Annotated in this window: 23 protein-coding genes, 1 tRNA gene and 3 pseudogenes; 13 read left to right on the top strand and 14 right to left on the bottom strand. The window is 66.8% G+C overall.

All coding sequences use genetic code 11. The features are described 5' to 3' along the window. Positions 1–15: 15 nt before the first annotated feature. From accB to ABFB10_RS04030, 8 genes and pseudogenes are all read right to left on the bottom strand, one after another. Positions 16–501: an acetyl-CoA carboxylase biotin carboxyl carrier protein gene (accB, locus tag ABFB10_RS04065; RefSeq protein WP_347165523.1), complete on the bottom strand. Its 486-nt coding sequence runs from the start codon at positions 499–501 to the stop codon at positions 16–18. 127 nt (positions 502–628) lie between these two features. Further along, complete coding sequence (locus tag ABFB10_RS04060) at positions 629–1,114, bottom strand: hypothetical protein (protein WP_347165522.1); 486 nt, start codon at positions 1,112–1,114, stop codon at positions 629–631. A 256-nt stretch (positions 1,115–1,370) separates the two neighbouring features. After that, a pseudogene (acs, locus tag ABFB10_RS04055) lies at positions 1,371–3,319 on the bottom strand (acetate--CoA ligase). Between the two features lie 89 nt (positions 3,320–3,408). Continuing rightward, positions 3,409–4,164: an ABC transporter ATP-binding protein gene (locus ABFB10_RS04050; protein WP_023848405.1), complete on the bottom strand. Its 756-nt coding sequence runs from the start codon at positions 4,162–4,164 to the stop codon at positions 3,409–3,411. A 90-nt stretch (positions 4,165–4,254) separates the two neighbouring features. Then, positions 4,255–5,010, bottom strand: coding sequence for an ATP-binding cassette domain-containing protein (locus ABFB10_RS04045; RefSeq protein ID WP_206566654.1), 756 nt, complete (start codon positions 5,008–5,010; stop codon positions 4,255–4,257). Positions 5,011–5,022: 12 nt separating this feature from the next. Next, positions 5,023–6,222, bottom strand: coding sequence for a branched-chain amino acid ABC transporter permease (locus ABFB10_RS04040; protein WP_347165521.1), 1,200 nt, complete (start codon positions 6,220–6,222; stop codon positions 5,023–5,025). A 4-nt stretch (positions 6,223–6,226) separates the two neighbouring features. Further along, positions 6,227–7,234, bottom strand: coding sequence for a branched-chain amino acid ABC transporter permease (locus tag ABFB10_RS04035; protein ID WP_347165520.1), 1,008 nt, complete (start codon positions 7,232–7,234; stop codon positions 6,227–6,229). Positions 7,235–7,358: 124 nt separating this feature from the next. Beyond that, entirely contained in the window at positions 7,359–8,705 is a 1,347-nt protein-coding gene (locus tag ABFB10_RS04030; RefSeq protein WP_347165519.1) for a substrate-binding protein, read from the bottom strand. A gap of 220 nt (positions 8,706–8,925) precedes the next feature. Between ABFB10_RS04030 and ABFB10_RS04025 the strand changes: the two genes are divergently transcribed. The 5 genes and pseudogenes from ABFB10_RS04025 to ABFB10_RS04005 all read left to right on the top strand — a co-directional run bounded on the left by ABFB10_RS04025 (position 8,926) and on the right by ABFB10_RS04005 (position 15,128). Beyond that, positions 8,926–10,224, top strand: a complete 1,299-nt coding sequence (locus ABFB10_RS04025) for a helix-turn-helix domain-containing protein (RefSeq protein WP_347167928.1) — start codon at positions 8,926–8,928, stop codon at positions 10,222–10,224. 190 nt (positions 10,225–10,414) lie between these two features. Further along, positions 10,415–10,783 carry a response regulator transcription factor gene (locus tag ABFB10_RS04020; RefSeq protein ID WP_347165518.1) on the top strand — a complete coding sequence of 123 codons (369 nt, stop codon included), beginning with the start codon at positions 10,415–10,417 and terminating at the stop codon, positions 10,781–10,783. Further along, positions 10,780–11,061 carry a hypothetical protein gene (locus ABFB10_RS04015; protein WP_347165517.1) on the top strand — a complete coding sequence of 94 codons (282 nt, stop codon included), beginning with the start codon at positions 10,780–10,782 and terminating at the stop codon, positions 11,059–11,061. Before ABFB10_RS04020 ends, ABFB10_RS04015 begins: the two co-directional genes overlap by 4 nt. Positions 11,062–11,076: 15 nt before the next feature. Beyond that, a pseudogene (locus ABFB10_RS04010) lies at positions 11,077–13,750 on the top strand (ATP-binding protein). Between the two features lie 112 nt (positions 13,751–13,862). Further along, positions 13,863–15,128, top strand: coding sequence for a FliM/FliN family flagellar motor switch protein (locus ABFB10_RS04005; protein ID WP_347165516.1), 1,266 nt, complete (start codon positions 13,863–13,865; stop codon positions 15,126–15,128). A gap of 105 nt (positions 15,129–15,233) precedes the next feature. On the opposite strand, the gene ABFB10_RS04000 is transcribed toward ABFB10_RS04005, so the two are convergent. From ABFB10_RS04000 to ABFB10_RS03985, 4 genes and pseudogenes are all read right to left on the bottom strand, one after another. Next, positions 15,234–15,659 (bottom strand): protein tyrosine phosphatase family protein, encoded by a 426-nt coding sequence (locus ABFB10_RS04000; RefSeq protein WP_347165515.1) that lies wholly within the window; start codon positions 15,657–15,659, stop codon positions 15,234–15,236. Positions 15,660–15,668: 9 nt separating this feature from the next. Continuing rightward, a complete protein-coding gene (locus tag ABFB10_RS03995) occupies positions 15,669–16,103 on the bottom strand; it encodes a DUF6691 family protein (protein ID WP_347165514.1) in 435 nt (144 codons plus the stop codon). Then, the gene (locus ABFB10_RS03990) at positions 16,103–16,528 is read right to left on the bottom strand and encodes a YeeE/YedE family protein (protein WP_347165513.1); all 426 of its coding nucleotides are present in this window, start codon (positions 16,526–16,528) and stop codon (positions 16,103–16,105) included. The genes ABFB10_RS03995 and ABFB10_RS03990 overlap by 1 nt, the downstream gene beginning before the upstream one ends. Before the next feature lie 73 nt (positions 16,529–16,601). Further along, positions 16,602–17,464, bottom strand: a pseudogene (locus tag ABFB10_RS03985) (MBL fold metallo-hydrolase). 470 nt (positions 17,465–17,934) lie between these two features. On the opposite strand from ABFB10_RS03985, the gene ABFB10_RS03980 reads away from it, so the two are divergent. Beyond that, entirely contained in the window at positions 17,935–18,147 is a 213-nt protein-coding gene (locus tag ABFB10_RS03980) for a hypothetical protein (protein WP_206566666.1), read from the top strand. 76 nt (positions 18,148–18,223) lie between these two features. Here the strand turns inward: ABFB10_RS03980 and ABFB10_RS03975 are convergent, their stop codons facing one another. After that, positions 18,224–18,439: a hypothetical protein gene (locus tag ABFB10_RS03975; protein ID WP_206566667.1), complete on the bottom strand. Its 216-nt coding sequence runs from the start codon at positions 18,437–18,439 to the stop codon at positions 18,224–18,226. A gap of 119 nt (positions 18,440–18,558) precedes the next feature. Between ABFB10_RS03975 and ABFB10_RS03970 the strand changes: the two genes are divergently transcribed. From ABFB10_RS03970 to ABFB10_RS03950, 5 genes are all read left to right on the top strand, one after another. After that, positions 18,559–18,813, top strand: a complete 255-nt coding sequence (locus ABFB10_RS03970; protein ID WP_023848389.1) for a DUF2312 domain-containing protein — start codon at positions 18,559–18,561, stop codon at positions 18,811–18,813. Between the two features lie 199 nt (positions 18,814–19,012). Beyond that, positions 19,013–20,437 carry a circularly permuted type 2 ATP-grasp protein gene (locus ABFB10_RS03965; RefSeq protein WP_347165512.1) on the top strand — a complete coding sequence of 475 codons (1,425 nt, stop codon included), beginning with the start codon at positions 19,013–19,015 and terminating at the stop codon, positions 20,435–20,437. Next, positions 20,437–21,378: an alpha-E domain-containing protein gene (locus ABFB10_RS03960; protein ID WP_347165511.1), complete on the top strand. Its 942-nt coding sequence runs from the start codon at positions 20,437–20,439 to the stop codon at positions 21,376–21,378. The genes ABFB10_RS03965 and ABFB10_RS03960 overlap by 1 nt, the downstream gene beginning before the upstream one ends. A gap of 10 nt (positions 21,379–21,388) precedes the next feature. Then, positions 21,389–22,186, top strand: coding sequence for a transglutaminase family protein (locus ABFB10_RS03955; protein WP_347165510.1), 798 nt, complete (start codon positions 21,389–21,391; stop codon positions 22,184–22,186). A gap of 127 nt (positions 22,187–22,313) precedes the next feature. Beyond that, positions 22,314–23,063, top strand: a complete 750-nt coding sequence (locus ABFB10_RS03950) for a proteasome-type protease (RefSeq protein WP_347165509.1) — start codon at positions 22,314–22,316, stop codon at positions 23,061–23,063. Between the two features lie 166 nt (positions 23,064–23,229). Here the strand turns inward: ABFB10_RS03950 and ABFB10_RS03945 are convergent, their stop codons facing one another. Next, entirely contained in the window at positions 23,230–24,111 is an 882-nt protein-coding gene (locus ABFB10_RS03945; protein WP_347165508.1) for a hypothetical protein, read from the bottom strand. A gap of 87 nt (positions 24,112–24,198) precedes the next feature. On the opposite strand from ABFB10_RS03945, the gene ABFB10_RS03940 reads away from it, so the two are divergent. Both ABFB10_RS03940 and ABFB10_RS03935 read left to right on the top strand, forming a co-directional pair. Next, the gene (locus tag ABFB10_RS03940) at positions 24,199–25,848 is read left to right on the top strand and encodes an ABC transporter permease (RefSeq protein ID WP_347165507.1); all 1,650 of its coding nucleotides are present in this window, start codon (positions 24,199–24,201) and stop codon (positions 25,846–25,848) included. 62 nt (positions 25,849–25,910) lie between these two features. Further along, positions 25,911–25,986, top strand: a tRNA-Thr gene (locus tag ABFB10_RS03935). Positions 25,987–26,010: the final 24 nt, after the last annotated feature.

The raw sequence follows: 26,010 nt of genomic DNA, 5'->3' as shown, positions 1-26,010 counted from the left end.
TTTTTCCCCCGGGATTTATTCCAGGATGACCAGGGGCGCGCCGTATTCGACCGGGGCGCCGTCCTCGACGAGGATGCGCTTGACGGTCCCGGACCGCGGCGCGGGAATGTGGTTCATGGTCTTCATCGCCTCGACGATCAGCAGGGTGTCGCCCTCGGCGACCTGCTTGCCCACGGTGATGAAGGCGGGCGCGCCGGGTTCGGCCTGCATGTAGACGGTGCCGACCATGGGCGAGGTCACGGCGCCGGGGTGGTCGGCGGGATCCTCGGGCAGGTCTGCCGCCGCGGGGGCGGGGGCGGGCGCTGCGGCGGGTGCTGCGGTGACCTGCACGGGCGCCGGGGCCGGGGCCGCGACCGGCGCGGCGCGGCTGACGCGGACGTTCAGGCTGTCGTCCTCGCTGTACTCGCGCATGACCTCCAGTTCGGTCAGATCGTTTTCCCGCAGGAGCTGGGCCAGCGCCTTGATAAAGGCCACGTCAGCGTCATGGGTCTTGGTGCTCATCTCGTCCTCGCCATTCGAAGCGGCCTGCCTTGGGCCACGATCGCGCTTATAGGGGAAGCGGGTAGCGGTGAAAAGCGATGGCACGCGTATCGGGCCGAGGCCGCCGGGATCGGCGGGGGCGCGGCGCTCAGGCGTCGACCGCTATGCGCCTTTCCCGGATCACGCTGGCGGCGGCCTCATAGCCCTCTGGGGCGGGGGCGCGGCGGCGTGGTGCATCCTCGGTTCCGGTGGTGTCCGGCCTCGTGGCGGGCGGTGCCATGGCAGTTTCCGCTGTGCCAAAGGGGTGGCCGGGCGCCTTGTCCCTATTGGCCACCGGCGGGGCAGGGCCCTCGCCGGTGTCCTTCGTGGCGATGGCCTGTTCGTCCAGCATCTGCGTAATCTTGATCTGCATGATCGAAGGCGGGGCGATATGGGTCGCCGGATCCGGCCCGCCGTTCAGCGTGCGCCAGAACTGCGCCGGGGGCCCTGCGGACCGCTGGGTCTCGGGGTCCCGCATGCCGACGACGGGCAGGACCTTGGTCCGTTCTGTCGAATCAGCCCCTGCACCCGAAGAAAGGGCAGGATCGCCGGAACCCTGCGGCGCGCTCAGGCTCGAGATACCCGAAACCTGCATGATGAAGTCTCCATCCGGCACGCCCCCACGGCAGCATGATACCACCGAATTGCGGCGCTGGCAGCGGTTTGGGAACAATTGGCGACAGTTTCCCGGGTCTTGATGAGGGGTCGGGGCGATGGGCCTAAGTCCTTGCGCGCTATCAAGAGACAGCCGCCCGCGCCCGGGTCGGTACGGGGCACCCGCCTGCGGGTGCCCCATTGCTGTCGGTGCACATGCGCCGATCAGCCCCTGTTGTGTGCTCCGTCCATCATCGTCAGCCCTTGTTCATGCGGTTTTCGATGAGGTCCTCGACGACAGAGGGGTCGGCGAGTGTGGAGGTGTCGCCGAGGCTGCCATAGTCGTTCTCGGCGATCTTGCGCAGGATGCGGCGCATGATCTTGCCGGAGCGGGTCTTGGGCAGGCCCGGGGCCCACTGGATCAGGTCGGGGCTGGCGATGGGGCCGATCTCGGTGCGGACCCATGTGCGCAGCTCCTTGCGCAGCTCCTCGTCCGGCTCGATGCCCGACATCAGGGTCACGTAGCAGTAGATGCCCTGGCCCTTGATCTCGTGCGGGTAGCCCACGACCGCGGCCTCGGCCACCTTCTCATGGGCCACCAGCGCTGATTCGACCTCTGCCGTGCCCATGCGGTGCCCCGAGACGTTGATCACGTCGTCGACGCGGCTCGGTGATCCAGTAGTCGCCGTCGGCGTCGCGGCGGCAGCCGTCACCCGAGAAGTAATACCCCTTGTAGTCCGAGAAATAGGTCTTCTCGAAGCGGTCGTGATCGCCCCAGACGGTGCGCATCTGCCCGGGCCAGCTGTCCTTGATGGCCAGGACGCCCTCTGTCGGGCTGTCATGGATTTCCTCGCCGCTCTGCGGGTCGAGAACGACCGGCTGAACGCCGAAGAAGGGCTTCATCGCCGCGCCCGGCTTGGTCGCATGGGCGCCGGGCAGGGGCGTCATCATGTGGCCGCCGGTTTCGGTCTGCCACCAGGTGTCGACGATGGGGCAGCGCCCGCCGCCCACGACGTCGTTGTACCAGTTCCAGGCCTCGGGGTTGATCGGTTCGCCCACCGTCCCCAGAAGCCGCAGCGAGCTTAGATCGCATTTCGTTACGAAATCGTTACCCTGTCCCATCAGCGCGCAGAATCGCCGTCGGTGCCGTGTAGAACTGCGTCACGCGGTGCTTTTCGCAGACCTGCCAGAAGCGCGAGGCGTCGGGCCAGGTCGGCACACCCTCGAACATCAGCGTCGTCGCGCCGTTCGCCAGGGGCCCGTAAACAATGTAGGAATGGCCCGTGACCCAGCCCACGTCCGCCGAGCACCAGTAGACATCGCCCTCGTGGTAATCGAAGGTCACCTCATGCGTCAGGGCGGCGTAAACCAAATATCCACCCGTTGTGTGCACAACTCCCTTGGGCTGACCCGTCGAACCGGAGGTGTAGAGAATGAACAGCGGGTCCTCGGCCTTCATTTCCACCGGGCGGCAGTAGTCGTCGGCCTCGAGCGCCATCTCGTTGTAATCGAAGTCGCGCCCTTCGGTCCAGGTGGTCTGGCCGCCGGTGCGCTTGACGACCAGGCATTTCACGCTGTCCTTGCAGTGCAGCAGGGCCTTGTCGGCATTGGATTTCAGCGGGGTCTTGCGGCCGCCGCGGGGCGCCTCGTCGGCGGTGATCACCACCTTGGCGTCGCAGCCGTTCACCCGGGCGGCCAGCGCGTCGGGCGAGAAACCGGCGAAGACGATGGAATGGATGGCGCCGATGCGGGCGCAGGCCAGCATGGCATAGGCGGCTTCGGGGATCATCGGCAGGTAGATGATGACGCGGTCGCCCCTGCGGACGCCGAGGCTTTCCAGGACGTTGGCCATGCGGCAGGTGCGGCGGTGCAGGTCGGCATAGCTGATCGACTGGGCGGGCTCGGACGGATCGTCGGGCTCCCAGATGATGGCGGTCTGCTGGCCGCGGGTCTCCAGGTGGCGGTCGATGCAGTTGGCGGCGACGTTCAGCGTGCCGTCGCGGAACCACTCGATGCTGACCTGGCCCAGCGTGAAGTCGGTGTTCTTGATCTCGCTGGGTGCCTTGATCCAGTCCAGCCGCTCTGCCTGCTGCCCCCAGAAGGCCGCCGGATCCGCGACCGAGGCCGCATACATCGCATCGTATTTCGCCGCATCAACATGCGCCTTCGAGGCCAGCTCGGCCGAGGGCGGGTAGGTCTTGTTCATGGGTCTCTCCTCCTGAAATGCCGTCGGGGGCAGGGAAGAACTCCCGGCCCCCGATTACAAGCGGTTTCTTGGTCGTAGACTCCGGCGCGTCAGATCGCCAGATATTCGGCCCGCAGGCTTTCGTTCTCCAGCACCTCGGCGGCGGAACCGTCGAAGACGATGGAACCGGTGTCGAGGATCACCGCCCGGTCCGCCAGTTGCAGCGCGCGCACCGCGTTCTGTTCCACGATGATGGTGGTCATGCCCTGTTCCTTGATGTGGCGCAGGGTCTTTTCGATCTCGTCGACGATCACCGGGGCGAGGCCTTCGTAGGGCTCGTCCAGCAGCAGCACCTTGATGTCACGCGCCAGCGCCCGGGCGATGGACAACATCTGCTGCTCGCCACCCGACAGCGTCACTCCCTCTTGATTGCGGCGCTCGCCGAGGCGCGGAAAAAGGTCGTAGAGCCGTTCGATGGACCAGCCGATGGGCGGGGCGATCTGCGCCAGCTTCAGGTTTTCCTCGACCGTCAGCCCGGGGATGATCGAGCGGTCCTCGGGCACCAGCCCCAGCCCCACCTGCGCCGCCTGATGCGACCGCATATTGTGCAGCGGCTGGTGATCCAGCCAGATCTCGCCCTGGTTGACTTGCGGGCTGTCCATCCGCGCGATCGACCGCAGGGTCGTCGTCTTGCCGGCCCCGTTGCGGCCCAGCAGGGCGAGGATCTCGCCCTCGTGCACGTTGAAGGAAATGCCCTGCACGATGTAGCTTTCGCCGTAATAGGCATGCATGTCCCAGACGGACAGAAAGGCGGGCGCGGTTTCGGCCTGGTTGGCGTGTTTGGAAAAGTCGGGTCTGACGTTCATCGGGATGGTCCCTCGTGTTCGCGGCGGGGCGGGTTCAGGCCCCGGGTGGAGTGGCGCGGCGGGGTGGGGTTCGGGGCCCGCCCGCCGGGGTCAGGCGGCCTCGCCCAGGTAGGCCTCGCGCACCTTGGGGTGGCCCTTGATCTTCTCGGGCAGGTCCTCGACCAGCGGGGTGCCCTGCGCCAGCACGGTGATCCGGTCGGCGAGGGAAAACACCACGTGCATATCGTGTTCGATGATGGCGATGGTGATGTCGCGCTTTTCCTTGATCTCTTTCAGCAGATCGATGGTGTTGTTGGTGTCGGCGCGCGCCATCCCGGCGGTCGGCTCGTCCAGCAGCAGCAGCTTGGGGTCCTGCACGAGGCACATGGCCATCTCGAGCCGTCGCTTGTCGCCGCGCGACATCGAGGCCGAATGCATGTTGCGCTTGTCGGCCATGTTGACCTCGTCCAGCATGCGCTCGGCTTCTTCGACCAGCGCGCGCTCGCTCCACATGCCCTTCACCGCGTGCAGGCGGTAGGCCCCGTCGCGCTTGGCGAAAAGCGGGATCATCATGTTCTCCATGACGGTCAGGTCGCCGAAGATCTCGGGCGTCTGGAACACGCGCGAGATGCCCAGCTGGTTGATCTCGTGCGGGCTGCGCCCCAGCACCGACTGGCCGTCGAAAAGCACCGAGCCGGTGTCCGGGATCAGCTTGCCGACGAGGCAGTTGAGCAGCGTCGACTTGCCCGCGCCGTTCGGCCCGATGATCGCGTGGCAGGTGTTCTCTGCCACGCTCAGGTTGACGTCCGAGAGGGCCTGAAGACCGCCGAAGCGTTTGCCCACGTCCTTGACTTCGAGAATTCCCATGGTGGTCTCTCCTTACTCTGCGGGCTTGGTGGCGGTGGATTTGGCCTTTTCGGTCTTCTTGCCGCGGATCATGCGTCCGATCCGCTGGCCACCCTCGACAAGGCCGCCGGGCAGGAAGATCACCACCAGCATGAACATGATGCCAAGGGTCAGGTGCCAGCCCTTGCCGACGAAGGGATGCACCACGGTGACCATGAGGTCCTCGATCCCGTCGGGCATGAAGGCGAACCAGCCGTGCAGGACGTTGTCGTTGATCTTCGAGAAGATGTTCTCGAAATACTTGATCAGACCCGCGCCCAGCACCGGCCCGATCAGGGTGCCGGCACCGCCGAGGATGGTCATCAGGACAACCTCGCCCGAGGCGGTCCACTGCATCCGCTCGGCCCCGGCCAGCGGATCCATGGAGGCCATCAGCCCGCCCGCAAGGCCCGCGTACATGCCCGAGATCACGAAGGCCGCCAGCGTGTAGGGCTTGGGGTTCAGGCCGGTGTAGTTCATCCGCGTCTGGTTCGACTTGATCGCCCGCAGCATCATCCCGAAGGGCGACCGGAAGATGCGGATCGACAGGTAGAAGGCCAGCAGCATGACGACGGCGCAGACGTAGTAGCCCGCCGAGAAGGTGAAGCTCCACGGGCCGACGGCCATCTCGTAGGCCGAGCGCATTTCCAGCCCAAAGAGGTTGGTCACGGGGATCGAGCCGTCGGCGGTGGCCGAGACGCCCAGCACCCGCGGATCGTCCAGCGTCAGTTGCAACCCGGTCTCGCCGTTGGTGATCGGCGTCAGCACCGAATAGGCCAGCGCAAAGGACATCTGCGCGAAGGCCAGCGTCAGGATCGAGAAGTAGATCCCGGTCCGGCGCAGCGAGACGAAGCCGATGACCGGGGCGAAGAGGCCCGCGATCAGCACCGACAGGATGATCGCCGGGACGATGTTCATCGACAAGAGCTTGAACATCCAGACCGCCGAGTAGGACCCCACCCCAAGGAAGGCCGCATGGCCGAAGGACAGGTAGCCGGTCAGGCCGAAGAGGATGTTGAAGCCGATGGCGAAGATCCCGAAGATCACGAATCGCTGCATCAGGTCCGGGTAGCCCGCGTTGAACTGCGCGAGGGCCGAACCGGTCGGGAAGGGGTTCAGGATGAAGGGGGCGCACATCGTCAGGATGGCGACGATCAGCAGCAGAAGGCTGTCTCTTTTCTCAAGTCCGAACATTGGCTTACTCCATCACGCCTTTGCGACCCATCAGACCGCGCGGACGGGTCAGAAGGATGATGATGGCGACGAGGTAGATGATGATCTGGTTGATCCCGGGGATCGTGGTGGTGGCCCAGGTGGTCGAGGCAAAGCTTTCGAGGATGCCCAGCAGGAAACCCGCGGCGACGGCGCCGGGCAGAGAGCCCATGCCGCCCACGACGACCACGACGAAGGACAGGACAAGGAAATCCATGCCCATGTGGTAGTTTGGCGCATTGATCGGCCCGTACATGACGCCCGCAAGCCCCGCGACGGCGGCGGCGAGGCCGAACATCAGGGTAAAGCGCTTGTCGATGTCGATGCCCAGAAGGCCCACGGTCTCGCGGTCGGCCATGCCGGCGCGCACGACCATGCCGAAGGTGGTGAACTGCAGGAAGGCGAAGACGCCGCCGATGATCAGCACGGCAAAGCAGAAGTAGACCACGCGCCAGACCGGGTAGACCACGCCGGGCAGCACCTGCATGACGCCGGAGAGGGCCTCGGGGGCGGGGGTCTGGATCGGGTTGGCGCCGTAATAGTACTTGATGACCTCCTGCAGCACGATGGCAAGGCCGAAGGTCACGAGGATCTGGTCCGCGTGCGGGCGCTTGTAGAAATGCTTGATGAGGCCGCGTTCCATCACGTAGCCGATCACCAGCATGACCGGGATCGCGAAGAGGATGGCCGGGGGCACCGACCAGTCGATGATCGTGGCGCCGAAGTCCGGGCCGAACCAGGCCTCGACATAGGGTGTCTTGACCTTCAGCGGGTTGCCGAGAAAGTCGGTCTGCGTCTCGTCGATGGTCTCGAAGGACAGGCCGAACAGCCGTTGCAGCGTGACCGCGCAGAAGGCGCCGATCATGAACAGCGCGCCATGGGCGAAGTTCACGACGCCCAGCGTGCCGAAGATCAATGTCAGCCCGAGCGCGATCAGCGCATAGGCAGAGCCCTTGTCGAGCCCGTTCAGGATTTGAAGGAGGAATGCGTCCATGAACCCCACCATCGGGTAAAGTGTCGTGAGCGCCCTTCCGGAGGGCCGGAGGGCGGGTTAGGGGTGCCGATTTCTTTGAAAGAAATCGGCCCGGAATTTTTGCAAAATTCCGGGCCTGGTGCCCTTAGGCGCCCGGGTTGCAGGAGCCGAGCTGGCCGCCCGCGAACATCGGGTGATCCGGCGGGTAGGTGACCTGCGCCGCCGGGGTCACTTCGACGATCTCGAGAAGGTCGAACTCCGACGTCGGGTTTTCCTTCCCGCGCACCACGAGCACATCCTTGAAGCACTGGTGATCGTCGGCGCGATACAGGGTCGGACCGTTGCCCATGCCGTCGAACTCGAAGCCCTCCAGCGCCGCGGCCACGTCACAGGGGTTGAACGACCCGGCGCGGGTGACCGCATCCGCATAGAGCAGCGTCTGCACGTAGCAGGTGTGCGCGGCCTGGCTGGGCGGGAAGCCGTATTTGGTGCCGAAGCTCTTGACGAAGGCCTTCGAGCCTTCGTCCTGCAGCGACCAGTGCCAGTTGGTCGAGCCGACGATGCCCTTGATGTTCTCGCCCGCGCCGCGTGCCATGAGGCGCGAGAAAAGCGGCACGACGATCTCGAAGTTCGTGCCGTTCACCTGCTTTTCGCGCAGGCCGAACTGCACCGCGTTGGTCAGCGAGTTGACCATGTTTCCGCCGTAGTGGTTCAGCACCAGCACGTCGGCGCCCGAGTTCAGGACCGGGGCGATGTAGGACGAGAAGTCGGTGGCCGCCAGCGGCGTCAGCACGTTCTCGACGGTCTCCCAGCCCAGGGCCTCGGTGGCGGCGGCGATGGATTCCTGCTGCGTCCAGCCCCAAGTGTAGTCGGCGGTCAGGTGATAGGCCTTGCGCTGGGTGCCATAGAGCCCCTCGAGCACCGGCGCCAGCGCGGCGGCGGACATGTAACCGTTGAAGAAGTGGCGGAAGCCGTTGGCCTTCTTGTCCTTGCCGGTGGTGTCGTTGGAGTGGGTCAGTCCCGCCATGAAGATCACGCCGGCCTCCTGGCAGAGGCCCTGCACGGCCACGGCGACGCCCGAGGACGAGCCGCCGGTGATCATGATGGCGCCGTCCTTCTCGATCATCGATTTGGCCGAGGCGCGGGCGGCATCCGATTTCGTCTGGGTGTCGCCGGTGACGTATTCGACCTTCTTGCCCATGATCCCGGTGCCGTCGAGGGCCTTCGACGAGAAGGTGTTCAGAAGGCCGCCGTCGCCGCCGCCGTTCAGATGCTCGACCGCCAGTTCGTAGGCGCGCAGCTCGTCGGCGCCCTCGTCGGCATAGGGGCCGGTCTGGGGCACGTTGAAGCCCAGCGTCACGCTGGAGCCGGTGGGCTCGTTGGTAAAGGCGGATGCGGAAGACGCGGTGAAGATCGTCGGCAGGGCAACGCCTGCACCTGCAACGGCGCCGGACTTGAGCACGCCACGACGTGTCAGGTTGGTCTTGGACATAAAATCCTCCCATTTCATGAAGAGCGAGCGACGGGCTCCTCTTCCCGCCGGACGCATGCACATAGTGCAAAGCCAATATGCATGGTGCGCAGAAAATCGCGCAACAAGTCGTTTACAATGCAGGGTTTTTTTGTGAACCTTTGAAAAGTGTTCTGTGGAATACTGTAAAGGAGTTTATATTGCGGCGCAGAAAGCCCTTGATTACGCGGAGGGAAAGGCAATCCCTGAAGATACGTTAACGGGGTCGCGGATCCGCGAAAGGCGGGTCTTGCACGGGATGAAGCAGGCAGAGCTTGCACGCGAAGCGGGAATATCGGCCTCTTATCTCAACCTGATAGAGCATAATCGCCGCAGAATCGGCGGCAAGCTGCTGCTGGACATTGCGCAGATCCTCGAGGTCGAGCCCTCGACCCTGACCGAGGGGGCGGGCGCGGCGCTGGTGGCGACCCTGCGCGAGGCGGCCTCTGACATGCCGCAGTCGGGGGCAGAGCTGGACCGCATCGACGAATTCGCCGGTCGCCTGCCGGGCTGGGCGCAGCTGCTGGCGGACAGCCGGCTGCGCATCGCGCAGCTAGAGCGCAGCGTCGAGACCCTGACCGACCGCATGACCCATGACCCGCAGCTTGCCATGTCGCTGCACGAGATGCTGTCGACGGTGACGGCGATCCGGTCCGCCGCCTCGATCCTTGCCGAGCCCGGCGAGATCGACCCGGAGTGGCAGGGGCGCTTTCACCGCAACATCTACGAGGACAGCGCGCGGCTGGCCGAAACCTCGCGCGGTCTGGTGACCTATCTCGAAGCGGACGACGCGCAGGCCACGGAAACGGGCGCCCCGCAGGAAGAGCTGGACAGCGCGCTGGAGGCGGCGGGCCATCACGTGCCGGAACTGGAGGGCGGCGCCGATGTCGGGCGCGCGCTGGCGCGGCTGGCCGGGCGGCTGTCGCGCTCTGCCCGCACGCTGATCCGCGACTGGCTGGACGGCTATGCCGAGGATGCCGCCGCGCTGCCGCTGGCGGTGATGCGCGATGCGCTCGACCGGGTCAAAGAGCCCGAGCCGCTGGCGCTTGCGCAGGTGCTGGGCGCGCCGATGGACCAGGTGATGCGGCGCCTTGCGGCCATGCCCGCAGAGGTCCTGGCAGAGCCGGTGGGGCTGGCGATCTGCGATGCCTCGGGGGTGCTGAGTTACCGCAAGCCGCTGCCGGATTTCCCGATGCCGCGTTTCGGGGCGGGCTGCCCGCTCTGGCCGCTCTACCGGGCGCTCAACCGGCCCATGGTCCTGCTGGACGGGCCCCTGAGACCGGCGGGGCGCGGGGCAGCAGAGTTCCGGGCCGAGGCGCTGGCCATGCCGGTCGGCGTGCCGCGCGCCAATGTCGACCCGCTTTACCGGGCACATATGCTGGTGCGGCCCCTGTCGCCGCGGGTGGAAGATCCCGACGGGGCGGAAGAGGTCGGCGTCACCTGCCGCGTCTGTCCGCGCAAGGCCTGCGCCGCGCGCCGAGAGCCGTCGATTTTCGGCTGACCCCGGACCGGGGCGGCCAACCGGCGCCGACCCGGATAATCAAATTGCGGGGGTGGCCCGGAAAAACGCAGGATAGGGCCATCGGCGTTTTGACAGTGCGGGAGGAAGGGGCTTAGACTTGGTGCCTGACCTGCAAGGAGAAACCCGCATCAGACGGGCCGGGACGACGCGGGGGCACGGGGGGAAACATATGGGTGGACAGGTTCTGCTGATCGAGGACGAACCGAACATCATCGAGGCCATAAAGTTCATCCTGTCCCGCGAGGGCTGGCATGTGCACACGCATTCCAACGGAGAGGACGCCGCCGAGGTGGTGCGCCGCCGCGCGCCGGATGTGCTGATCCTCGACGTCATGCTGCCGGGGCGGTCGGGCTACGACATCCTGCGCGAGCTGCGCGAGGATGCGGCCATGGCGGCCTTGCCGGTGCTGATGCTGACGGCGCGCGGCCAGAGCCGCGACCGCGAGATGGCAGAGCGCGCGGGTGCCAGCCGCTTCATGACCAAGCCGTTTTCCAACGCCGAGGTGCTGGACGCCGTCCGGACCCTGTCCGGCGCATGACCGGCGCGCCCCGCGGGGCCGGAAGCCGCCCGCCGCTGTTCGTGGAACGGCACACCTACCGGCGGCGGCGGCTGATGGACACGGGTCGGGCGCTGTCGGTTCTGGGGCTGGTGCTGTGGTTCCTGCCGCTGTTGTGGCTGGGCGGGGCAGAGCCGGTGCCCGCCTCGACGGCGCTGATCTACCTCTTCGGGGTCTGGATCGCATTGCCCCTTGCCGCGCTTGCCTTGAACCGGGCCATCGGGCGGCTCGGTCGACACGGGCTACACCGAGACCGATGACCCGGAGCGCGCGCCGTGACGACGCTCAACGCCCTTGCGGCCATTGCCATCGCCTATGTGGCCCTGCTCTTCGCGGTGGCCTTCTTTGCAGAGCGGGCGGCGCGCCGGGGCGGGGGGCATGGCTTCAGGCGCCCATCGTCTACACGCTGTCGCTGTCGATCTACTGCACCGCATGGACCTTTTACGGCGCCGTCGGCTCGGCGGCGCGGGACGGCTTCGAGTATCTCGCCATCTACCTTGGCCCCTCGCTGGTGCTGGTCGGCTGGTGGTGGGGCTGCGCAAGCTGGTGCGCATCGGGCGCAGCCAGCGCATCACCTCTGTCGCGGACCTGATCTCGTCGCGCTACGGCAAGTCGAACCTGCTGGGCGTCGGCGTGACGCTGCTCGCGGTGATCGGCACGACCCCCTATATCGCGCTGCAATTGCAGTCCGTCACCCTGTCGGTCGAGGCTTTCCAGCGCGGCAACGAGGGCGGGGGGCCGCAGCTGACCGCGCTTTGGGTGGCGGCGGGGCTGGCGGTCTTCACCGTGATCTTCGGCACCCGCAACCTGGATGCCAACGAACGCCATCATGGCGTCGTCATGGCCATCGCCGTCGAGGCGGTGGTCAAGCTGGCGGCGCTGCTGGCGGTCGGCGCCTTTGTCGTCTGGGGCATCTCGGGCGGGGTGTCGGAGACGCTGGCCCGCATCGATGCCTCGCGGCTGGGCGAATGGCAGGTCAACAGCGGGCGCTGGGTCGGCATCACCATGCTGTCGGCGGCGGCCTTCCTCTGCCTGCCGCGCATGTTCCAGGTGCTGGTTGTTGAATCGGACAACGAGTCGCAGCTGGCCATGGCCTCCTGGGCCTTCCCGCTTTACCTCATGCTCATGAGCCTCTTCATCGTGCCCATCGCGGTGGTGGGGCTGGAGGTTCTGCCCGCCGGATCGAACCCGGACCTTTTCGTGCTGACCCTGCCGCTGAGTCAGGGCCAGAACGGGCTGGCGGTGCTGTCCTTCCTCGGCGGTTTTTCCTCGGCGACCTCCATGGTCATCGTCGCGGCCATTGCGCTGTCGACCATGGTCTCGAACCACATCGTCATGCCGATCTGGCTGCGGGTGCGGCGCGGCACGGCCTCTGTGTCGGGCGATGTGCGGCAGGTGGTGTTGCTGTCGCGGCGCCTTTCCATCGCGGGTGTTCTGGCGCTGGGTTACCTGTATTACGCGCTGTCGGGCGGCGGCTCGGCGCTGGCGGTGATCGGGCTGGTGTCCTTCACCGGGGTCGCGCAGGTTCTGCCCGCCATGCTGGGCGGCATCTTCTGGCGTGGCGCCACGCGCATCGGCGCGCTGGCAGGGCTGACCGTGGGCTTCTCCGTCTGGCTGTATACGCTGTATATCCCCAGCTTCGGCAGCGGCACCGTCATGCCCGCCGACTGGCTGGCGAGCGGTCCCTTCGGCATCGTCTGGCTGCGGCCCGAGGCGCTGTTCGGCTTCGACGGGATGGACCCGCTGCTGCATGCGGTGTTCTGGAGCCTGCTGCTGAACTCCGTCGCCTTCTTCGGCGGCTCTCTGGCCAGCTTCCCCTCGCCGCTGGAGCGGCTTCAGGGGGCGCAGTTCGTGAACATCAGCCAGGCGCGCGGCTCCACGCGGTCGTGGTTGCAGGGCGCCGCGCAGACCGAGGACCTGATGGTCATGGCGCAGCGCATCCTTGGCGCGACAGAGGCCCGCGCACTGTTCCGTCGCGAGGCGGTGCGGCAGGGGCAGGGCGACGCGCTGCCGGAGCCCACGCCCGAGTTCCTAGAGGCACTGGAGCGCAGGCTTGCGGGATCGGTGGGCGCGGCGACGGCCCATGCCATGATCGGCCAGATCACCGGCGGCAGCGTCGTGTCGGTGCAGGACCTGATGGCCGTGGCCGACGAGACCGCGCAGATGATGGAATATTCGGCCCGGCTGGAAGCGCAGTCGGCGGAGCTGACCCGCACGGCGGCGGAACTGCGCAAGGCCAACGACAAGCTGACGCGGCTCTCGGTGCAGAAGGACGGCTTCCTCGCGCAGATCAGCCACGAATTGCGCACGCCGATGACCTCGATCCGCGCCTTCTCGGAAATCCTGCGGGACACCGAGGGGCTGACCGAAGGCGAGAAGACACGCTATTCCACGGTTATCCATGACGAGGCGATCCGCCTGACGCGGCTTCTGGACGACCTGCTGGATCTGTCGGTGCTGGAGAACGGGCAGGTCAGCCTGAACCTTGCCGAGCGGCGGCTGGAAGAGGTACTGGACCGCGCCGTTTCCGCCGCCTCTGCCGAGGGTGGCACCGGGCTGCGGATCGAACGGCAGCGCGGGCAAGAGCAGGTCTGGCTGACCACGGACATGGAGCGGCTGACGCAGGTCTTCATCAACCTGATCACCAATGCCCGCAAGTATTGCGACGCGCCGGAGCCGGTGTTGCGGATCGAGGTCCGCAGCGGCCCGGACGGCCTGAGCGTCGATTTCATCGACAATGGCTCTGGCGTCTCGCTGGAAGCGCAGGACGTGATCTTTGAGAAATTCGCCCGGGTGAGCGACCAGAAGGCCGGGGGCGCCGGGCTGGGGCTGGCGATTTCGCGCCAGATCGTCACGCGGCTGGGCGGCGAGATCGCCTATCTGCCGGACCGGGGCGGCGCGGCTTTCCGGGTGACCATGCCCTATGCCCCGGCGCTTGCCGCCCAATGACGAATTTTCCGGCGACGGTGCTTTCCGGTTCCTCTCGCGGCTAAAGCGGTTGGTAACCAAATCCGCGCATAACGGGGGCCGGAGGACGGGATTGTGACAAGCGACCACAGGCATGGCTGACGGCGGACGCGACGATATCCTGGGCCAGAAGGCCCAAGCGGCGCAGCGTGCCTTCGAGGCGCGCGGCATGTCGCTGGCCAAGGCCCTGCGCCGGGCGCTGTCGCGCACGGCGGATGTGTTGTGGGACCTTGCGCTGGTCACCCAGTCGGTGGCCGTGGAAATGCTCGATCAGGATGGCGTGGTCGCGGCGCTGACACCGGGCGACCTGTTGCTTCTGTTGGACGGGCCGGACGGCGCCCTTGGGCTGGTGCTGGTCGACCGGCAGGTGATGACCGGCCTGATCGAGGTGCAGACCATCCAGCAGGTGACGCAGATGCCGCTGGACACAGAGAGGGTTCTGACACCGACCGACGCGGCGATGATGGCGCCGCTGCTGGACGGCGCGCTTGACCGTCTGGCCGACAGTCTCGCCGAGCACCCCCTGCATGGGCAGCTACAGGGCTACCGCTTCGGCGCCATGGTGGAAGATGCGCGCACCGCCTCTCTGCTGCTGGACGGCGCCGCCTACCGGGTCTTCACGGCGGAGGTCGACCTTGCGCTGGGGCGCCGCCGTGGCGTTCTCAAGCTGATCCTGCCAGAGCGTAAGCCCCGGCGCGGCGCCGACGCGCCGCCGCCGGAGGATCTGCCGGGCCCGCATGAGGCTTTGCTGAGCCGCGTGCCCGCCAAGCTGGACGCGGTTCTGACGCGGGTCCGGCTGCCGCTGAACAGGGCGCGGGCGCTGAAGCCCGGCGATCTGCTGCCGCTGGCGTCCGACGCTCTGGGCCGGGTCGAGGTCATGGCCGGCCCGGGGCATCTGGTGGCGCGTGGCCGTCTGGGAAAGATCAATGGCTTGCGGGCGGTGCGGCTGACCTGGCCGGTCGCGGGCGGGGGGCGGGGCATGGCGCTGCCTTTGCCGGATCGGCGCCGGGCTTCGACGCCCCCGATGGGGCCTCGCCTGACTGGGGCGCGGCGCAGGCCTTGCCCGACCTGCCGGCCACCACCCCGGAGCCGGTGGCCGATACCGGGGATTTCGCGGGGGCGGAGGCGCTGCCGGACCTTCCCGGGATGGATTTCGCCGCAGAGGCGGCGGAGTTCGACATCGACGCCCTTGGCGAGGATGCGGCCTCTTTCGAGGGCGGCGACCCCATGGCGCCTCTGCCCGAGATCGACGTCTCGGGTGATTTCGCGGCAGAGGCGAAAGCCTTCGATCTGGATGATTAGTCGTCTCGTCGCCGGACCGGTGTGGCGCAATCAGGCCGCGCGGCCCCGGTCCCGTTGAGTGCGTCAGTCGTTCCGGCGGTTCCCACGCCGCCGACCACAGGACGCGGCGAGGGGACCTGTGTGCGCGCCGAACACCCGGGTCCGACGCCGCTTGGTGCGCGCCTCAGCGTTCCGCCAGCGCGCGCAGGGTGGGCCGCAGCCCCTCCAGATTGTAGCCCGCCCGGGCCGCGGTCTCCAGCACCGTGTCGGCGCCGAGGTCCGAGGCCTTGCCAAGCGCCCAGACCACCGTCGAGCGGGTGCCCGAGGCGCAGTAGGCCAGAACCTTGCCCTCTGCGCCCTCGATCAGCTCGCCCTGCCGCATGATATTGTCCGCGTTCATGGTCTGATGCGTCAGCGGCAGCACTTCGAAGCGCAGGCCCGCTGACTCCATCGCCACGCGCATGGCGTCGGCCTGAAAGTCCGGCGGCACCTCTCCGTCGGGGCGGTTGTCGATGACGAGGGTGTAGCCCGCCTGTTTGATCGCCGCCGCATCCTCTGGCGAGATCTGCGGCGAGACGTGGTAGCGGTCGGTGATGATGCGCGGTTCCATGAGTCGGATTTATTCTGCCGCGACGGCTCTGTCCAGACGCGAGCGGAGTTGCGGCGCCGGGGCCATCCCGGTCAGCATCGCCGCAAGGAAAAGCCAGTGGCCCGTTCCGCCGTAGCTGAGCGCGGCAATCGCGGGGCCGGGGCAGAGCCCAGCCAGCCCCCAGCCGATGCCGAAAAGCACCGAGCCAAGGATCAGCGGCTGGTCGATCCGCCGCGAGGGCGGCGGCGGCAGCGGCGCGCCGGTCAGCGCCGTGGCCCGGCGGGCACGCACCAGCCATGCCAGCGCCATGGGGATCATCGCGCCGCCCATGACGAAGGCCAGCGTCGGGTCCCAGTTGCCGAAGATGTCGAGCCAGCCCTGCACCTTCGCGGTGTCGGTCATGCCAGAGATGAACAGGCCGGCACCGAACAGGCTTCCGGCCAGAAGGGCGATCAGAAGACGCATCAGATTGCTCCCAGAACGTGACGGAAGAGGACGACGGCAAGGCCGCCCGCAAGGATGTAGCTCAGGGTTGCCACGAAGCCGCGCAGCGACAGCCGCGACATGCCGCAGACGCCGTGACCCGAGGTGCAGCCATTGGCAAGCCGCGTGCCCAGACCGACCAGAAGACCGGCGGCCACAAGAACCAGCGCGTTCTCGGTGAGATGCGTATCGACGCTGCGATAGACCGGGGTCAGCAGCACCGGCATCAGCACCACGCCCGCCAGGAAGACGATCCGCTCGACCGCGGTGTTCCGGCCAGAGCCGTCCACCAGCCCGCCGATGATGCCCGAGGCGCCCATGATCCTGCCGTTGCCCAGCAGGTAGACAGCGCCGCCCGTTCCGATCAGCGCACCGCCGATCAGTCCCCAAATCCAGTCCATTGGCATGAGGTGTTTTCCTTTTTCGATGATAGGGTGCCGGGGTGTCCCGGCCCGCCCGCGCGGCCAGTGGCCCCGGCGGTTACAGCTTGTTGACCGGCACCTTCAGAAAGACGTCGCCCGCCTCGTCCGGTTCGGGCATCTGGCCCGCGCGCATGTTGACCTGCAGCGAGGGGATGATCAGCCGGGGCATCGCCAGCGTCGCGTCACGCGCGTCGCGCATCGACACAAAGGCCTCGCGCGACTTGCCTGCGCCGACATGGATGTTCAGCGCCTTCTGCGCGCCCACCGTGGTTTCCAGGCATAGTCCTCGCGGCCCGGCGCCTTGTAATCGTGGCCGACGAAGATCCGCGTCTCGTCCGGCAGGGCAAGGATCTTCTGCACCGAGTCGTACAGCGTTTCCGACGAGCCGCCGGGGAAGTCGCAGCGCGCCGTGCCGAAGTCGGGCATGAAGAGCGTGTCGCCGACAAAGGCCGCATCGCCGATGACATAGGTCAGGCAGGCGGGGGTGTGGCCCGGGGTGTGCAGCACATCCGCCCGCAGCTGGCCGATGTGAAAGCTGTCGCCCTCGACGAAGAGCCGGTCGAACTGCGAGCCGTCGCGCTGGAACTCGGTGCCCTCGTTGAAGACCTTGCCGAAGGTGTCCTGCACCACGGTGATGCGGTCGCCGATGCCGATCTTGCCGCCCAGCTTGTCCTGAAGGTAGGGCGCGGCGGACAGGTGGTCGGCGTGGACGTGGGTTTCCAGAAGCCACTGGCAGTCGAGCCCCTGATCCTGCACGTAGGCGATGATCGCGTCGGCGGAGCGGGTGTCGGTGCGGCCCGAGGCATAGTCGAAGTCCAGCACGGAATCGACGATTGCGCAGGCCAAACCCTGCGGGTCGCGGACAACGTAGGAAATCGTGTTGGTGGCTTCGTCGAAGAAGGCGATGACTTCGGGTTTCATGGAGGTCCCTCCGTTGGTTCGTGGTACATATATCAATTCGTGAATGCGTTGCAAGGGCAGAACATGCCTTGACCTGCGTCAAGGCGCGCCGGGGTTCCACGCGGCACTCTGGGCGGGTGACATCACAAGACTGTTTCATCGCGCCGCTAGGCTGGCCCCGCTGATGTGCCCGTGGGCCCTTGGCCGCCCAGTCCACGGGGTCGCTTTCGAATCGCCGTTGCGTCAGGATCGGGGCGGCCCCGACCCGCGAACGCGCCGGAAACGCGGTGATGAAGCGTCAGGGCGTTGCGGGCAAGCGGGAAATCGCCCGCATTCTCAGCGCCCTGCGGCGGAATGCCGTCGCGGGGGGCGATACCGGTGTCAAAAGCGGTGACGGGTTGTCCCGTCGCCGCCTAGACTTGATAGCGGACACCCCTCTTTGCGCGGCCTGCGCGGCGGGGGCGTGGCCGTCCCGAGGAGGAGGGGAAAGAATGTCGAAGGAACTCTATGATCGCATCGGTGCCCTGCGCGGCGAGATCGACCGGGCCGAGGGGGCGCAGCGCGAGGCGCTGATCGATACCCTTGAAAGCGCCGTCATGGCGCTGGAGGCGCGCGGCACCCCGGTGCCGGGCTGGGCGAAATCGCGGATCGCCGCGCGCCGCGAGGCCGAGATGGAAGACCGCTTCGACAATATGCCGATCTGAGGCCCGATGCCCGTCCAAGGCCGGGGACACCTCGTCGTGGCGGCCCGCTACGGTCGCCGCGACACGGGCATCGGCATCAGCCGAGGAAGATGCCCAGAATCACCATCATCAGACCCAGCACCGACAGCCCCAGCGCGGCCATGTTCAGCGGCACCACGCGGCGGACGATGGCGCGCAGGGCCTCGTCGTCGGCGGCGCTGCGGCGTGCCTTCCAGACGGTGACGATACACCAGACAAGGCCCAGAAGCCCGGCCAGAGACAGGGCGGCGCCCACCCAGACAAGCCAATCCATGTCCGATCCCCCTTTGTTGCAGGGCAGCGGGTAGCGAAGCGCGCCCCGCGAAGCAAGCCCTTGATGCCTGCGCCGCGCTTCGGCTATCCGGGGCGGCGAGGCTATCGGAGACATGAGATATGCAGGATTCATCGGACAGCTACGGCGTCGCCGCGGGCGAGTTGACCCAGTTCATAGAGCGCGTGGAGCGGCTCGAGGAAGAAAAGAAAGAGGTCGCCGAGCAGATCAAGGAAGTCATGGCAGAGGCCAAGGGCCGCGGCTACGACACCAAGGTCATGCGCAAGGTGATCGCCCTGCGCAAGCGCGATGCCGACGACATCGCCGAGGAAGAGGCGGTGCTGGAGATGTACAAGGCGGCGCTTGGCATGGCCTGAGCGCCCCGGGGGCAGGACGCCGTTGTCAAGAGTGGCCGCAATTTTCGCGCCGAATTGGCGTCCTGACCCTGCATCCCCCGCCTGATATTTCCGCAAGTCCCCGAGTCATCCGGCATTGAAGGGTGGCAGGCCCCGCGCTACGCTTTTGTGAACGGGCGGCACAGACATGCCCGGTTGCAACGGGGGACATCGGCCACTCATGACCGAAACCGCGATTTTCGACGAGATGTGGGGCCAGGACGGTCAGCTTCGGCAACCGTATCAGGCTTTCAACGATTGGTTCGGTGCTGAAAATCCGAAGGATCTTCGCGCCAAGCAGCAGGAAGCGGAAGAGCTCTTTCGGCTGACCGGCATCACCTTCAACGTCTATGGCCGGTCAGAGGCGGAAGAACGCCTGATCCCCTTCGACATCATTCCGCGCATCATTTCCGGGCGCGAGTGGCAGAAGCTGTCCAAGGGGATCGAACAGCGCGTCCGCGCCATCAACGCCTTTCTCTACGACATCTACCACGGGCAGGAGATCGTGAAGGCGGGGCGCATCCCCGAAGAGATGATCTCGAAGAACGAGGCCTTCCTGCCGCAGATGATCGGGGTAAAGCCGCCGGGCGGCATCTACACCCATATCGTCGGCATCGACCTCGTGCGCACCGGACCCGATGAATTCTACGTGCTCGAGGACAACGGCCGCACACCCTCGGGCGTCAGCTACATGCTGGAAAACCGCGAGACCATGCTGCAGATGTTCCCCGAACTCTTCAGCCAGAACCGCGTGCAGCCGGTCGAGACCTATCCCACCGACCTGCTGAAATCCCTGTCGGCCTGCGCGCCCGCCTGCGCCGAGGGCAAGCCCACGGTGGCGGTAATGACGCCGGGGATCTTCAATTCCGCCTATTTCGAGCACTCGTTCCTTGCCGATCAGATGGGCGTCGAACTGGTCGAGGGCCATGACATGATGGTCGTGGACGGGCGGCTGTGCATGCGCACGACGCAGGGCTACAAGCCCATCGACGTGATCTACCGCCGCATCGACGACGATTTCCTCGATCCGCTGAACTTCAACCCGGACTCGGCGCTTGGGGTGCCGGGGATCATGGATGTCTACCGCGCCGGCAACCTGACCATCGCCAATGCGCCGGGCACCGGTATCTGCGACGACAAGGCGATCTACAGCTACATGCCCGACATCGTCGAGTTCTACACCGGCGAGAAGGCGCTGCTGGAGAACGTGCCCACATGGCGCTGCGCGGATCCGGACTCGCTGGCCTATGTGCTCGACAATCTCCAGGATCTTGTCGTCAAGGAGGTCCACGGCTCGGGCGGCTACGGCATGCTGATCGGCCCGACCGCAAGCCGGAAAGAGCTGGCCGAGTTCCGCAAGAAGCTGGAGGCGCGCCCCGCCAATTACATCGCCCAGCCGACGCTGAGCCTGTCGACGGTGCCGATCTTCTCGAAGGCCGGGCTGACGCCGCGCCACGTCGACCTGCGGCCCTTCGTGCTGTGCAGCCCGAGGGGCGTGCAGATCACGCCGGGCGGCCTGACGCGGGTGGCGCTGAAGAAGGGGTCGCTGGTGGTGAACTCGTCGCAGGGCGGGGGCACCAAGGACACATGGGTGCTGGAAGACTGATGCTGGGAAAAACTGCAAACGGTCTGTTCTGGATGTACCGCCTGCTGGAGCGGGCGGAGAACACGGCACGGCTGATCGAAACCGGCGAGCGGATCGCCCTGACGCGGCTGGGATCGACCGAGGACGAATGGCGGTCGGTTCTGCAGACGGCTTCATCGCTGGAGGCTTTCGAGGAACATTACGACGAGGTCAGCCGCGAGAACGCCACAGACTGGCTTCTGCGGTCCAAGGACAACCCGTCCTCGGTGCTGTCCTCGATCACCGCCGCGCGGCAGAACGCGCGCATGGTGCGCACCGCCCTGACCGGCGAGGTCTGGGAGGCGATGAACGGCACCTACATGGCCTCGAAAGAGATGCTGGGCCGCAAGGTGCGGGAACGCGACCTGCCGAATGTGCTGGGCCGCATCCGCCAGCGCACCGGGCTGGTGCGCGGCGCGACCCACGGCACCATGCTGCGCAACGACATCTACGACTTCGCCCGTATCGGCACCTTTCTCGAACGCGCCGACAACACGGCGCGGATCATCGACGTGAAGTATTACGTGCTGCTGCCCTCGGTCTCTTCGGTGGGCAGCGCGGTCGACAACGTGCAGTGGGAAACGATCCTGCGCTCTGTCTCGGCCCGGGGCGGGTTCCGGATGACCTACGGCTCTTCCATCGACCCGCGCGATATCGCGCAGTTCCTCGTGCTGGACCGGCGGATGCCGCGCTCTCTGGCCTTCTGCACGCGCAAGATCCGCGCCAACCTCGGCTATCTGGTGTCGGACTACGGTTACCGCGCACCGGCCTTCACCAAGGTGGTGCATCTCGAAAGCGCCTACCTGAGCTACGACATCGACGCGGTCTTCGACTACGGTCTTCACGAATACATCCAGAAGACGCTGGGGCTGCTCTACGACATCGGGCGCCAGATCGAAATCGACTACCGGTTCTACGAATAGCGGAGCGATCATGCGCCTGAAAATCAGCCACACCACCCGCTACCGTTTCGACGAGGCCGTGACCTCGGGCCTGCAGCAACTGCGCAAGACACCAAAGCCGCACGCCGGGCAGAAGATCCTGACATGGGACACACGGATCGAGGGAGGCAAACCGGAACTTGCCTTCGAGGACCAGCACAACAACCGGGTCGAGCTGATCAGCTTCGGCAGGGGCGTGACAGAGGTTGTCGTGACCTCGGAAGGCGAGGTCGAGATCGGCAACAACAATGGCGTCGTCGGACGCCACCGCGGCCCGGCGCCGCTGTGGCTGTTCCGCCGGATGACGCCCCGGACCAAGGCAGGCCCGGCGGTGCGGGCGCTGGCACGCGGCATCGAGGGCGACAGCGACCTGGACCGTGCCCATGCCCTGATGCGCGCGATCTCCGAGGGCGTGACCTACGAGATCGGCGTCACCGACAGCGGTTCGACCGCCGAAGAGACGCTGGAGGCCGGCAAGGGCGTCTGTCAGGACATGGCGCATGTCTTCGTGGCCTGCGCGCGGCAGCTTGGCCTGCCGGCGCGCTACGTCTCGGGATACTTGATGCTGAACGACCGCGAGGCGCAGGAGGCCATGCACGCATGGGCCGAGGCGCATATCCCCGGCCTTGGCTGGGTGGGCTTCGATCCGTCGAACTGCATCTCTCCGGATGACCGCTATGTGCGGGTCGCGACGGGGCTGGACTATGACGAGGCGGCGCCGGTGCGCGGCACGCGGGTCGGGGGCGAGAAAGAGGTGCTGGCCGTCGCCATAGAGGTGGCCCAGCAGTAGCGCCCCGGTCGCAGCGCCGGGCCATTCCGGTGGGGCAGGGGGAAAGCGCTTGCCGGGCATGGCGCCTTTGGGCATTGCATCCGCCTGCGCGGGCCGGGGGTTCGTGTGTCACGGAAGGGCTGGGGCCATGACCTACTGCGTCGGAATGATGATCAATCGCGGGCTGGTGTTCATGTCCGACACCCGCACCAACGCGGGCCTCGACAATATCTCCACCTTCCGCAAGATGAAGGTCTGGGACAGGCCCGGAGAGCGCATGCTGACGCTCTTGTCCGCCGGCAACCTTGCCACCACGCAGGCGGTGGTCTCCGAGCTTGAAGAGCGCATGAAGGCCCCCGAGGAACGCGAGCCCTCGCTGCTGGCGGTGCCCTCGATGTATCAGGCCGCGCGGCTGGTGGCGACGACCCTGAAGGACGTGATCGACCGGCACGCGCGGGCGGGGCAGGAGGCGGACAGCGCCTTCCGCGCGACGATCCTCCTGGGCGGGCAGATAGAGGGCGGGCCGCCGCGCCTGTTCCTGATCTATCCCGAGGGCAATTTCATCGAGGCGGGCGAGGACACCCCCTATTTCCAGATCGGCGAGATGAAATATGGCCGCCCGATCCTGGTGCGGGCCTATGACCCGGCGCTGTCCTTCGAAGAGGCGATGAAGCTGCTGCTGGTCAGCTTCGATTCGACCATCCGTGCCAACCTGACCGTGGGGGCGCCCTTCGACTACCACCTTTACGAGGCCGACAGCCTGACCGCCGGGCGGCAGGGCCGGATCGAGCTGGACGACCCCTATTTCCGCAAGCTCACGGACGGGTGGAGCGATGCGCTGAAACAAGCGCTGGAGCAATTGCCGCCCTATGACCTGGACGCCGCGCCCGGGGCCTGAGGCGCGGCGACGGAAAGGGCGTTCAGGGGCCGGACCGGCCTTACGGCAGGCGGCGCGGGGGCGCCGACGCGCGCGGGCTTTGCCGCGCCCCTTCAGCGACGGGACGGCCCGGACGGCGCCGGGGGGCGGGCCGGTCTGGCGTGCTCCGAGGATCCGGCGGCGCGCCTCAGGGCGTGACCAGCGTCACACCCTCGATCTCGGCGATGCGGGCGATGTCCTCTTCGTAGACCTCTGTCAGCATGTCGACATAGGCCGCGTCCCAGCCGGGCAGGTCAAGTTCCTGCTCGATCTCTTCGTCGAGCGCGTATTTGTCGAGGAAGGCCAGCATGACGCGGCGCTTCTGCGCCTCGTTGACGGTGGGGTTCTCTTTCAGGAAAGCGCGGAACCGCTGCATCCCCTCGGGCGAGACGATCGACGAAAACAGGTCGAAGGCGCCGGTGATCTTGCGGCCAAGCGGGATGCCCGCCATGCGCCGGATGATCTCGCCCCAGATCAATGGCGTGTCTTCGTTGCACCAGAGCGTGATCGGCATCTCCGGCGCGTCGGCGCGCAGGCGCAGGATCAGCTCGGACCAGCGGAACTGCATCGGGTCGACGCCATTCATCAGGTCGAGGAAATCCTCCTGCGGGGTCGCGGCATGGACCGCCGGAAGGAAAGTCGCGGGATCGCGCAGGCCCAGGAAGAGGCTGACCTGGTCTCCCGCGAAGATCCGCCGCACCGTGGCCAGCCGCTGTTCCGCCCGCCGGTAAAGCGTGCCGCCCTGAAAGGCCAGCTTGGGCACCGAGAAGAAGTTCTCGTTCGACAGGATCAGTCGCTTCACCTCGTCGGGATCTTCGGCCAGCATCGAATCCAGAACGACATCGCGGGTATCCGGGGCCGGGACCGCGTCCCCCAGCTTGTGGATCACATCCGCAAGAAGCCGACGATACCGCGACGGGCCGGGGATGGCGACGCCCTCGTGGCGCCAGTCCTGTGCGTTGCGCAACAGGCATTTGAGAAGCCTGTCCTCGTCGGTCTGGTGGACCCCGGCGTGAAGAATGACCTGCATGGCGGAACTTGCCCCTTTCGGGTTCTCTTTGCTCGGTCGCGACTATAATCTCTTCCGGTCGAAGGGAAACCGTGATTGAGAGGGGCCATGCAAACTGCCGCATCGACCGAGGCCAAAGGGCTGCACCTGCCAAGCCGCTGGTCCCTTGGCGCCGCCCTGATCGCGCTGATCGTGGTGGCCCCCATCGTCGCCGTCTTCGGCTTTGCCATGTTCCCGAAAGAGAACATCTGGCCGCACCTGATGTCGACCACCCTGCCGCGCTACATGAAGAACACCGTGGTGCTGATGACCGGCGTCGGGTTCCTGACGATGATGGTGGGCACCGGTGCCGCCTGGCTGGTGTCGCGCTACGACTTCCCGGGGCGGCGCTGGCTGGAATACCTGCTGCTGCTGCCGCTGGGCATCCCGGCCTATATCGGCGCCTACGCGCTGGTCGATTTCCTGGAATACGCCGGGCCGGTGCAGACGGGGCTGCGCGAGCTCTTCGGCTGGACCAGCGCGCGCGATTACTGGTTTCCCGAGATCCGCTCTATGGGGGCCGCCATCCTCGTCCTCAGCGCCGCGCTCTATCCTTACGTCTACCTGTTGACGCGCAATGCCTTCCGCGAACAATCGGCGGCCTCCGAAGAGGTGGCGCAGTCGCTGGGGGCCGGGGCCTGGGGCCGGTTCTGGCGCGTCGGCGCGCCGCTGGCGCGGCCTGCCGTCGCGGCGGGGGTGGCCATCGTGATGATGGAAAGCGTCAACGATTTCGGCACGGTGGACTATTTCGCCGTGCAGACCCTGACGACCGGCATCTTCTCGGTCTGGCTTCAGGCCAACAACGCCGGCGGCGCGGCGCAGATTGCCTGCGTGGTGCTGGTGCTGGTGGTCATGCTGGTGATGCTGGAAAAGGCCTCGCGCCGCAGGATGCGGTTCTTCAACCTCTCCACGCGGCACCGCCCGGTGGCCCGCAAGCGGCTGACCGGCGGGGCAGGGGTGCTGGCGACCTTCGCCTGCCTCGTGCCCTTCGCGATGGGCTTCATCCTGCCGGCGGGGGTCATCCTGAGCCACGCGGTCGACAATGCCGAGACCTGGACCGACCCGGCGCTGTGGCGCGCGGGCCTGAACACGCTGACCGTGGGCAGCCTGGCGGCGGTGATCGCGGTGGCGGCGGGGGTCTTCCTTGTCTACGGCGTGCGCCTCTCGGGGCGCCGTCTGCCGCGCCTGCTGCTGCCGGTGACGACCATCGGCTACGCGGCGCCGGGGGCGGTGCTGGGCATCGGCATCCTGATCCCGCTGGCGGCCATCGACCACCGCATCGCCGATGCCATCCTTGCGGTGACGGGCTACGACCCGGGCCTGATGCTGACCGGCACCGCCTTCGCGCTGGTGCTGGCCTATTGCGTGCGCTTCTTTGCCATCGCGCAGGGGGCGGCGGATGCGGCCATGGGGCGGGTCTCTCCGAACCTGGCGCTGGCCGCGCGCTCTCTGGGTCGCAACGAGGGGCAGGTGCTGGGGGCGGTCTACGTGCCGCTGATGCGCGCCTCGGTGCTGTCGGCGGTGCTGCTGGTCTTCGTCGATTGCGTGAAGGAGCTGCCCGCGACGCTGCTGCTGCGCCCGTTCAACTACGAGACCCTGGCCACCCGCACCCACGATCAGGCGGCGCTGGAGAACCTCGGAGAGGCGGCGCCCGCGGCAATGCTGGTCATCGCGGTGGGTCTTCTGGCGGTCGGCCTGCTGGCCCGGGCGAACCGCTAGGGCGGGAGGCAAGTTTCCCCTTGCGCGCAGGGGCGGAGTTGGCCTATTCCACCGCCGGTGATGCCCCTATAGCTCAGCTGGTAGAGCAACTGATTTGTAATCAGTAGGTCCGCGGTTCGAGTCCGTGTGGGGGCACCACCCAACGCTTTCCCGTTAATCCAG

This window comes from Ponticoccus litoralis, from assembly GCF_039769985.1.
Lineage (GTDB): Bacteria > Pseudomonadota > Alphaproteobacteria > Rhodobacterales > Rhodobacteraceae > Ponticoccus > Ponticoccus litoralis.
The sequence above is the reverse complement of the archived record's forward strand: the minus strand, read 5'-3'. Positions and strand labels throughout refer to the sequence as shown.